This is a genomic window from Pseudomonas sp. UBA6315 (genome assembly GCF_002438125.1).
GTDB lineage: Bacteria > Pseudomonadota > Gammaproteobacteria > Pseudomonadales > Pseudomonadaceae > Aquipseudomonas > Aquipseudomonas faucium.
The window spans coordinates 18,826-28,964 of the sequence record NZ_DJTF01000186.1; the positions used below are offsets into that span (position 1 = coordinate 18,826).

The window sequence follows — 10,139 nt, forward strand, 5'->3', positions numbered from 1 at the left end:
TGTGCTAATATCCTGCCCCTGTTCATTATTTTCATATGGGTTGCCCATGAAGTTGTCCATGCCGCGTTTCGATCAAGCCCCGGTACTGGTGGTCGGCGATGTCATGCTCGACCGCTACTGGCATGGCGGTACTTCGCGTATTTCGCCTGAAGCGCCGGTGCCGGTGGTCAAGGTCGATCAGATCGAGGATCGCCCCGGCGGCGCGGCCAACGTTGCCTTGAACATCGCCGCCCTGGGCGCGCCGGCTTCGCTGATCGGCGTGACCGGCCAGGATGAGGCCGCCGACAGCCTGGCCAACAGCCTGCAGGCCGCCGGCGTGCGTTCGGTGTTCCAGCGCATCGCTCACCAGCCGACCATCGTCAAGCTGCGGGTCATGAGCCGCCACCAGCAACTGCTGCGCATCGATTTCGAAGAACCCTTCGCCACCGACCCGCTGTCGCTGGGCACGGAAGTCGACAGCCTGCTCGAGGGCGTGAAGGTGCTGGTGCTGTCCGACTACGGCAAGGGCGCGCTGAAGAACCACCAGAGCCTGATCCAGGCCGCCCGTGCCAAGGGCATTCCGGTGCTGGCCGACCCCAAGGGCAAGGATTTCTCCATCTACCGTGGCGCCAGCCTGATCACCCCGAACCTCAGCGAGTTCGAAACCATCGTCGGCCGCTGCGCCGACGAGGCCGAACTGGTCGCCAAGGGCCTGCAGCTGCTGCAGGACCTGGACCTGGGTGCCTTGCTGGTGACCCGTGGCGAGCATGGCATGACCCTGCTGCGCATCGGCCAGCCGGCGCTGCACCTGCCGGCCCGTGCCCGTGAAGTGTTCGATGTGACCGGTGCCGGCGATACCGTGATCTCCACCCTGGCGGCGGCCATCGCCGCGGGTGAAGACCTGCCGCATGCCGTGGCCCTGGCCAACCTCGCGGCCGGCATCGTGGTTGGCAAGCTGGGTACCGCGGCCATCAGCGCACCTGAACTGCGCCGCGCGATCCAGCGCGAGGAAGGTTCCGAGCGTGGTGTGCTTGGCCTGGAGCAGCTGCTGCTGGCGATCGACGACGCGCGTGCGCACAACGAGAAGATCGTGTTCACCAACGGTTGCTTCGACATCCTGCATGCCGGCCACGTGACCTACCTCGAGCAGGCGCGCGCCCAGGGCGATCGCTTGATCGTCGCGGTCAACGACGATGCGTCGGTCAGCCGCCTGAAAGGGCCGGGTCGGCCGATCAACAGCGTCGACCGGCGCATGGCGGTGCTGGCGGGCTTGGGTGCGGTGGACTGGGTCATCAGCTTCCCCGAAGGCACGCCGGAAAACCTGCTGAGCCAGGTCAAGCCGGATGTGCTGGTCAAGGGCGGTGACTATGGCATCGACCAGGTGGTCGGCGCCGATATCGTCCGCGCCTATGGCGGCACGGTGAAAGTGCTGGGGCTGGTCGAGAACAGCTCGACCACGGCGATCGTCGAGAAAATCCGCAAGAACTGATGTAGCCGGGGCCGTCCTGCGGCCCAATCGCCGGCAAGCCGGCTCCTACCTCGCGATCGGGCTGCCAAGCAGCCCGGTATCACTTGTGCAGGGTAGTGCGCGCCCGCTCCAGCAGCGCCCGCGCCTTGTCGCCAAAGCGCTGCAGGTGTGAGGCCGGCTCGGCCTTGCGCTCCACCAGGCCCTGCTGCTTCACCCAGTCCTTCCAGCGGATGCGCTCCTCGGCAACTACCCAGCCGCTCTGCCTGGCAAAGCTTTCGGCCAGGTACAGCCCGCGGGTGCTCGCCGGCACCAGTTCGTCCTTCTTCAGCGTGTACAGCTCGGCCAGTGGCTGACCCTCTTGCAGTGGCATCAGGTACAGGTCTGGCCGTTTGCGGTTCAGCCGTGCCACCAGCTGCCCGCCTTCGAGCCGTTCATCGACGTGGAACAGGCTCAGCTTCTTGGCTTCTTTGGGCACTTGCAGGCGCATGTCGTAGATCAGCTGCAACGATGCCGTTGGCAGGTGAACATAGGCACGCGGGCGCTCCAACAGCATCAGGTTGCCGCAATGTACGGCGCGGGCGGCGCCGGATTCTGGCGTCAGCACGAAGGGCAGAGCTTCGCGGTAATGCAGGGCTGCGGCATAAGGCGCCGGCAGCCAGGTGTCGTTGAAGCGCCCGCCCAGCCAGCCCTCTGGCGTTTCCAGCAGGCATTCCTCGGCCACTTCCTGCACGGCAGTGTGCAGCGGCAGGTTGAGTTCCTGGGCCGGGACATAGCCCGAAATCAGCTTCAGCACCACATCGCCACGGTCCTGGCGGCGTTGCCGGACCAGCACCCAGTAATCACGCTGCTGCCAGTGCAGGGTCAGGCGCACTGAAACGCCGAGGTTGGCCAGCTCGACCACGAAGCGCTGGTTGTCAGGCAGCTGGATGGCCTTGCGCCGCTGCTGGGTCTGGGCGAAGTTCAGCGGCATGCCGATGCTCTGGTAGACCAGGCTTTCGGCCGTGGCCTCGACATGCAGTGGCAGGGTCTTGAAGTTGCTCGGGTTCTTGCGGATCAGGGTACGCGGCACGAGGCTCCTCCTTGCGTCGGGCCCGTTTCCAGGCCCTGGGGTGGGGTCAACTCAATGCTGGCCCAGGATGCGGGCGACGGTGGCCACGTTATGGGCCAGGTGCAACGGATTGATGGTGCCGACGATAGCACTGCTCACGCCCGGGTGGGAGAACAGCAACTCGAAGCTGGCCTGTACCGGGTCGACACCGGGCGCCAGGCAGATATGCCCGCTGGCCAGGGCCTTCTTCACCAGGATGGCCTTGCCGTGTTCGGCAGCGTAGTCCAGCACCGGGCGCTCCGCCTGCTCGTTGAGGTTGTAGGTGACCATCGCGCAATCACCTTGCTCCAGGGCCTTGAGGCCGCCGGCCACGGTCTTGCCAGAGAGGCCGAAGCCAAGAATCTTGCCTTCCTGCTTGAGCGCGGCAAGGGTCTGGTAAACCTCGGTCTGCTCGAGGATCGCCAGGTCGTTGCCGTCGGAATGCACCAGTACCAGTTCGATGCGGTCGGTTTCCAGGCGCTGCAGGCTGCGTTCCACCGAGCGGCGAGTATGGGCGGCACTGAAGTCGAAGTGCGACTGGCCGTTCTCGAACTCTTCACCGACCTTGCTGACGATCACCCATTCATCGCGCTGGCCGCGCAGCAGCGGGCCCAGGCGTTCCTCGCTGCGACCGTAGGCTGGCGCCGTGTCGATCAGGTTGATGCCCAGCTCGCGGGCCTGGGCCAGCAGCAGGCGGGCTTCGTCGTCGCCGGGGATGGTGAAGCCGGAGGGGTATTTCACGCCCTGGTCGCGGCCGAGCTTGACCGTGCCCAGGCCCAGGGGCGATACGCTGAAGCCGGTGCTGCCCAGGGGGCGGTGGAAGTCGTGCAGGGTCGGCAGGGTCATGGCAGCAGTTGCTCCCAGGCCGCTACGCCGAGGGGCGGGCGTGGCAGGTCGGCCAGGTCGGCCTGGGCCTGGGGGCGGATGCCGTCGCGTTCCAGGTGGTTGAGCACCCGGTCGCTGAAGTCCGGTGCCAGGGCCAGCTTGGTCGGCCAGCCCACCAGCAGGCGCTGCTGGTCGGCGAGAAACGCGTTGTCCGGGCGTACCAGGCCGGACTGCGCAGGTTCGGCGCGATCCACCCGCAGGGTGGCCCAGCGTACCTGGCTCTGGTCGACCCACGGCAGCAACTGAGCGACTTCCTTCTGCGCGGCGGCAATCTGCGCGGCGGGCTCGCGGGCGACCCCGTCGGCTTCGGCCAGGTCGCCGCCCATGTACCACACCCATTGGCCATCGGCGGCCGGGTGGGTGGTGATCGTCACCCTGGGCTTGGTGCCGCCGCCCAGGCAGTGGGCATAGAGCGGTTTGAGGTTGGCGCCCTTGGCCATGACCATGTGCAGTGGGCGTGTCTGCATGGCGGGCTGCTGCAGGCCCAGGGCGTGTAACAGATCCTCGGTGCCGGCGCCTGCGCTCAGCACCACGCGCTGGGCGCGGATCTCGCGGCCGTCGACGCGCAGGCCGAGCAGTTCGTCGCCTTCGCGCAGCGGTTCGATGCGCTCGCCGGCCAGCAGGCTGTCTCCTGCCAGTTCGGCCAGGTTGGCCAGCAGGCTGGGCACGTCGATCACCAGCTCGGCCAGGCGATACACCTTGCCCTTGAAGGCGCGGTCCTGCAGGGCCGGCGGCAGCTGCTCGCCCTTGACCTGTTCGACCCGGGTACGCACGGCCTTGCTGGCGAAGAAGCTGGTGAGGTTGCCGGCCAGGGTGCCGGGCGACCACAGGTAATGCGCATCGGACAGCAGGCGGGTGCGGCCGAGATCGAGCTCGCCGCTGCCCGCCAGCGCTTCGCGCCAGCGCCGCGGCATGTCGGCGATGGCCTCGGAGGCGCCGGTCAGGGCGCCGTGCAAGGCGTACTTGGTGCCGCCGTGGATGATGCCCTGGGACTTGATGGTCTGCTCGCCGCCGAGGCTGGCGCGTTCCACCAGCACGGTCGAATAGCCCAGGCGACGCAGCCGGGCATTGAGCCACAGGCCTGCGACCCCGGCGCCGACGATCAGCACGTCAGTGGAAATGGCGGTTGGCATGGCGGTACCTCGAAGACTGGGACAGCTGGCAAGTATACAGCCCGCATCAATGCCCGGCAGTTTTCGAGAACAGCTGGATCACCACCACCCCGCCAACGATCATCGCCATGCCCAGCATCGCCGGCACATCCAGCTTCTGCCCGTAGACCACCAGGGCGGCCACGCTGATCAGCACGATGCCCAGGCCTGACCAGATCGCATAGGCGATGCCCACCGGGATGCTGCGCACCACCAGGGTCAGCATCCAGAACGCGATGCCATAGCCGACCACCATCAGCAGCAACGGCAACGGCGTGCTCAGGCCCTTCACCGCCTTCATGGAGGCAGTGGCGATGACTTCGGCGCAGATGGCGATGGCGAGGTAGGTGTAGGCGTTCATGGTGCGATTCTCCGGTGACTGGTCGAGCATTCTAGACGCCCCTCGGATGCGGTAAAGTCATTACCTATCGTTATGGGAGATAGGTTGATGGCAGAACGTTGGGACCTGGAGCAACTGCGCCTGTTCGCCCGAGTGGCCGAACTGCGGTCGTTTTCTGCCGTTGCGCGCGAGCAGCGCAAGGCGCAATCGGCGGTCAGCAATGCCATTGCGCTGCTGGAAGCCGATCTGGGCGTCACCCTGTTCGAGCGCAGCAGTGGCCGGCAGCCCAAACTCACCGAAAACGGCACGGCGCTGCTGCAGGATGCCCGTGAACTGTTGCGCCAGTGCGAGCACCTGGATGGCCGGGCGCTGGCCCTGATGCGTGGCCAGGAAGCGCTGTTGCGGGTGGCTCAGGATGAAGCCATGCCTTACCAGCCGGTCATCGACAGCCTCGACGAGCTGGCCAGCCGCTACCCGCACCTGGAAGTGCAACTGGCCAGCGGTGCCCAGGGCGACGTGGCGCGCAAGCTGGCGGAGCGGCGCGCGGACCTGGGGTTGTTCTTCCACCACGAAAGCATGCCCGCCGCGCTGGAGCGGCGCACCCTGGGCAGCGTGGAGATGGTCACGGTGTGTGCGGTCGACCATCCGCTGGCGCGTGAAGGCCGGGTCACCCGCCAGCAGCTGGCGCGCCACCGCCAGTTGCTCATCACCCCGCAGCAGAGCGGCTACCCTGGCGGCGAGGCGATCAGCCCGCAGGTCTGGCGCGCCGACAGCTTCTACGCCATGGCCGAGCTGCTGATGCGCGGCCTGGGCTGGGCCTGGCTACCGCGGCATGTGGTGCAGTACCCCACCTACCAGGCGCAGATGGTCGAACTGCACAGCGAATGGCGCCCACCTGCCCTGGTGGTGGAGCTGGCCTGGCGCCGCGACGAGCCCTTGGGCCCGGCCGCGCAATGGTTGGCCGAGCGCTTTGCGGTACACCTGCGTGCGATCGGGTAGACTTCGCCGCCATGAACAGAACTCTCTATACCCTGCTGTTTCACCTGGGCCTGCCACTGGTTGCGCTGCGCCTGTACCTGCGTGCCCGCAAGGCGCCGGCCTATGGCCAGCGCATCGGTGAGCGCTTTGCCCGCAACCTGCCGGCCATGCGCCAGGGCGGCATCTGGGTGCATGCGGTGTCGGTCGGCGAAAGCATCGCGGCCGCGCCCATGGTGCGCGCGCTGCTCAAGGACTACCCGGACCTGCCGATCACGCTCACCTGCATGACCCCGACCGGTTCCGAGCGCATTCGCGCGCTGTTCGCCGATGAACCGCGCATCCAGCATTGCTACCTGCCCTACGACCTGCCGTGGGCGGCGGGGCGCTTTCTCGACCATGTGCGCCCCTGCCTGGGCATCATCATGGAAACCGAGCTGTGGCCCAACCACATCCATCAGTGCGCCAAGCGCGGCATCCCGGTGGCCCTGGCCAACGCCCGCTTGTCCGAGCGCTCGGCCCGTGGCTATGCACGCTTTGCCAAGCTGACCCGGCCCATGCTCGCCGAGATGAACCTGATCGCCGTGCAGACCGAAACCGAGGCGCAGCGCTTTCGCGACCTGGGCGCCCGTGCCGAGTGCGTGCAGGTGACAGGTTCGATCAAGTTCGACTTGAAGGTCGACGCGCAGCTGCTGCCGCGCGCCAGGGCGCTGCGTGAGCAGTGGGGCGCGAGCCAGCGCCCGGTGTGGATCGCCGCCAGTACCCATGAGGGCGAGGATGCGTTGATCCTGCAGGCGCACCAGAAGCTGCTGCAGGTGCACGGCGATGCGCTGCTCATCCTGGTGCCGCGCCACCCCGAGCGGTTCGATGCGGTGCACGCCCTGTGCAGCCAGCAGTTCGCCACGGTACGCCGCTCCGCCGGCACGGCGGTCGACGCCCAGACCCGGGTGCTGCTGGGCGATACCATGGGCGAGCTGCTGTTCCTGTATGCGCTGGCCGACATCGCCTTCGTCGGCGGCAGCCTGGTCGCCACCGGCGGGCACAACCCGCTCGAGCCTGCGGCTTTGGCGTTGCCGGTGATCATGGGGCCGCACGTGTTCAACTTCCTGGAGATCAGCGCGATGCTGCGCGAGGCAGGCGCCCTGCAGCAGGTGGATGATGCCGATGGCTTGGCAGAGGCCGTGCGGCGGCTCATCGAGCTGCCGCAGGATGCCCGGCGCATGGGCGCGGCCGGGCAGGCGGTGATGCAGCGTAATCAGGGGGCGCTGCAGCGGTTGCTGGACGCCCTGGGGCGGCTTGTCACAGGCTGAGTGGATAGAGGGCCACGAAGCCCTGGAAGTCATTGCTGTCCTTCATGCGGACCCCTCCGCCGACTACCAGGCGGGGAGGGTCCTGCAGCAGCAGCATGCTGTTTGCCAGCGTGGTTTCCTTGCCGATTACCACGCTTTCCGGGAATTCTTCCTGCACCAGGCCATGCTTGTCGAAAGCGGCAGCGACGAAACCCGGGGTGGGGAAGGCAATGACGCCACCAACAGCGTAGATTCGCTCCTCCTGGCCCTTGTTCAGTCGCGAGGCCACCTGCAGGAACGAGGTCTCGTAGCCTTTGAGCTCGAGGTGGAAGGGGCGCCCGTTGTTGAAGCCCGCATCGAGGCTGCCATCGAGGGCATCGAACCGCGCCACCAGCGCCCTTCGTCGGCCATTCACATGGGTCATGCCCACGATCGTAAACGCGCTCTGGTCGGGCGAGAAGGTCAGGTTCATCAGGTTCACGCTGTCTTCATGCTCGAACGTCACCACACCCTTGCCGTTGAAACCATCGATCGGCCTGCCGGACATGTCGTAGGTGGCAATGATGCCCTTGGCGCCAGCATTGCCGATGACCACGATCACGTCTTCGCTGCGCAGCGCAGCATTGGTCAGTTCGAAGCCCTCGGCGCCGTGTGGCGCTGGTTTGAGCTTGCCGCCATCGCCGAAGCTGCTGTCGAGGTCGCCGTTTTCCTTGAGGCGCAGCAAGTAACCGGTTTCTGCCGACGCAACCAGGTAACCACCGCCCGGCAGGGGGATGTGAGCGGTAGGAGAGGGGGTTGCGTAGCTCGCCATCGCCGTTGTCTGGACGCTCAAGGCCCTGGCCGGGGTAGCCTGCCTCGATGCCAGGTCACGCAGGACCTTGGTGCCACAGTCACCAAACGAGGTGTCCAGCGGGCCGGTCGATTTGAGCCTTGCAAACGCCGGATAGAGATCATCGCCCCACAGCGCGCCGGCGAGAAACAGGGTGTCGTCTTGGCGGGGCTGGGCCGATAGCCCGAAGAACAGCTCGTCACCTGGCTCGAAATAGTGCGTGGCCAGCAAGGTTTCCTGTTTTTCGCGATCCAGGCTCGCCACGGTAAAGGCGCTGTCCTCCAAGGCCGAGTTGCCGGTAAGGAGCAGCAAGTCGTTGGATCCCGGCGCGAGGCTGACGGTGCCGACCTCGCCGGTCTTGTCCAGGTAGATGAAGTCCGGGTGCTGCTGGTTCTGCTTGCAGTTCATGTTCTTTCCATCCTCATTGGCCGATGTTGGCGAACGCTTTCGGCGAATGTAGGAGGATGTGCAAAGCTGCGTAACTGGTAGAAATGCTAGGTGAGCCCTGAAGAGACGCCCCTTCAGGGCCGAGCCGTCAGCTTAGGGTTTGCGCTCGAAGTTCTTGGCGGCAGCGGCTGCCAGGTCCGGTGGCAGGAAGTCTTTGTCCGGGTTGTAGTCGGCCTTCAGGTAGCGCTTGAGGTCGATCAAATCCTGCGGGCTCAGGGTGCCGGCGGCCTGCTTCAGGCTCAGGTTGTCGAGGATGTAGTCATAGCGACTGTTGTTGTAGTCGCGCACCGACGTGTACAGCTGGCGCTGGGCATCGAGCACGTCGACGATATTGCGGGTACCGACCTGGTAGCCGATTTCGGTCGCTTCCAGTGCGCTCTGGTTGGAAATGATCGATTGCTTGCGCGCCTGCACCTGCTCCACGTCGGTGTTCACGGCGCGGTGCAGGTTGCGGGTGTTCTCCACCACCTGGCGGCGCAGGCTTTCGCGCTGCTGCTCGCTCTGGCTCAGGCGTTGGTAGGCCTCGCGCACCTGCGAGCTGATCAGGCCGCCGCTGTAGATCGGGATATTCAGCTGCAGGCCGATGCTGGTCTGTTCAACGTCGCCGCCGTAACGCTGGCCGGGGAAGGGCGAGGGGTTGTTGAAGCCGAAGTTGTCGTTGTCGCCTTTCTCGTAGCGGGCCACCGCATCGAGGGTCGGCGCATGCCCGGCCTTGCGCTGGCGCAGGGTTTCCTCGGCGGCGTCGACGGCATGGTTGGTGGCCAGCAGGTTGAGGTTCTGGCGCCCGGCGGTTTCCACCCAGGCCTTGGCGTCGTTGGGGGTCGGCACCTGGATCGGCAAGGTGTGGACCACACCCTGGATCGAGCTGTACTCGCGGTTGGTCAGGGTGACCAGCGCCTCGAAGGCATCCTGCACCTGGCGCTCGGCGATGATCCGGTTGGCGCGCGCGGTGTCGTAGCTGGCCTGGGACTGCAGCACGTCGGTCTTGTCGGAAAGGCCGACGTCGAAACGTTCATTGGACTGGTCGAGCTGGCGCTTGAAGGCGGCTTCCTCGGCCTTGGTCGCGGCCAGGTTGTCCTGGGCGCGCAGCACCGCGAAGTAGTTTTGCGCGGTCTGCAGGATCAGGTTCTGCTCGGTCGCCGACAGCTCCAGCGCCGCCTGCTCGTTGACCGCCTCGGCTGCCTGCAGCTGGAACCAGCGGTCGGCGCGGAAGATCGGCTGCGAAAGGGTGGCGTTCCACGAGTTGCCACTGCGGTTGCTGGTGGTCGACGGCTCGTCGAGCTTGGTGCGTGTGCTGAGCATCTCGGCACCGGCCGAGAGGTTCGGCAGCAGGCCGGCGCGGGCCTGGGGCACCACTTCGCGGCGGGCGCCATAATCGGCGCGGGCGGCAGCAAGATCGGCGTTGTTGTCTACCGCTTCCTGGTAGACGCTGACCAGATCGGTCTTCACCGTCGTGGGCACATCCGCTGCCCAGACCACTCCGTTGGACGCACAAGACACGGCAATCGCCAGTGAGAGTTTGCGCAGCATAAGAGGCAATCCTTGTACGAAATTGTAATTTCTGAACTGTTGAGTATCGAATGACGGGCCAGTGTAGTGCCGTGAGCAGTCGGCAACAATCGCCGAGTGCGCCTTTCATCATCGCTACGTTTTACCCGCTTGGCTTAGCCGACCACTCCAGTCTAGACT

General features: G+C 66.0%; 9 protein-coding genes. 3 read left to right on the forward strand and 6 right to left on the reverse strand.

Annotation, left to right across the window (positions count from 1 at the left end):
- The first annotated feature begins 46 nt into the window (after positions 1–46).
- The gene (gene hldE / locus B3E94_RS22500; protein WP_176516141.1) at positions 47–1,468 is read left to right on the forward strand and encodes a bifunctional D-glycero-beta-D-manno-heptose-7-phosphate kinase/D-glycero-beta-D-manno-heptose 1-phosphate adenylyltransferase HldE; all 1,422 of its coding nucleotides are present in this window, start codon (positions 47–49) and stop codon (positions 1,466–1,468) included.
- Positions 1,469–1,547: 79 nt separating this feature from the next.
- Here hldE and B3E94_RS22505 read toward each other — a convergent pair whose 3' ends face one another.
- Genes B3E94_RS22505 through B3E94_RS22520 form a run of 4 tightly spaced genes read right to left on the reverse strand, consistent with a single transcriptional unit; the run spans position 1,548 to position 4,931 of the window.
- Positions 1,548–2,516, reverse strand: coding sequence for a metal ABC transporter ATPase (locus B3E94_RS22505; protein WP_286915271.1), 969 nt, complete (start codon positions 2,514–2,516; stop codon positions 1,548–1,550).
- A gap of 51 nt (positions 2,517–2,567) precedes the next feature.
- Positions 2,568–3,380: an aldo/keto reductase gene (locus B3E94_RS22510; RefSeq protein ID WP_286915272.1), complete on the reverse strand. Its 813-nt coding sequence runs from the start codon at positions 3,378–3,380 to the stop codon at positions 2,568–2,570.
- Positions 3,377–4,552 (reverse strand): NAD(P)/FAD-dependent oxidoreductase, encoded by a 1,176-nt coding sequence (locus tag B3E94_RS22515; RefSeq protein WP_286915273.1) that lies wholly within the window; start codon positions 4,550–4,552, stop codon positions 3,377–3,379. Before B3E94_RS22515 ends, B3E94_RS22510 begins: the two co-directional genes overlap by 4 nt.
- 46 nt (positions 4,553–4,598) lie before the next feature.
- Complete coding sequence (locus B3E94_RS22520) at positions 4,599–4,931, reverse strand: DMT family transporter (protein WP_054887895.1); 333 nt, start codon at positions 4,929–4,931, stop codon at positions 4,599–4,601.
- An 87-nt stretch (positions 4,932–5,018) separates the two neighbouring features.
- On the opposite strand from B3E94_RS22520, the gene B3E94_RS22525 reads away from it, so the two are divergent.
- On the forward strand, positions 5,019–5,909 hold the full coding sequence (locus tag B3E94_RS22525) for a LysR family transcriptional regulator (protein ID WP_286915276.1): 891 nt from the start codon (positions 5,019–5,021) through the stop codon (positions 5,907–5,909).
- 11 nt (positions 5,910–5,920) lie between these two features.
- Positions 5,921–7,195: a lipid IV(A) 3-deoxy-D-manno-octulosonic acid transferase gene (gene waaA / locus B3E94_RS22530; protein ID WP_286915278.1), complete on the forward strand. Its 1,275-nt coding sequence runs from the start codon at positions 5,921–5,923 to the stop codon at positions 7,193–7,195.
- On the opposite strand, the gene B3E94_RS22535 is transcribed toward waaA, so the two are convergent.
- Positions 7,185–8,411, reverse strand: a complete 1,227-nt coding sequence (locus B3E94_RS22535) for a hypothetical protein (protein WP_286915279.1) — start codon at positions 8,409–8,411, stop codon at positions 7,185–7,187. The genes waaA and B3E94_RS22535 overlap by 11 nt on opposite strands.
- A 132-nt stretch (positions 8,412–8,543) precedes the next feature.
- The gene (locus tag B3E94_RS22540; protein ID WP_176516127.1) at positions 8,544–9,980 is read right to left on the reverse strand and encodes a TolC family outer membrane protein; all 1,437 of its coding nucleotides are present in this window, start codon (positions 9,978–9,980) and stop codon (positions 8,544–8,546) included.
- Positions 9,981–10,139 lie beyond the last annotated feature (159 nt).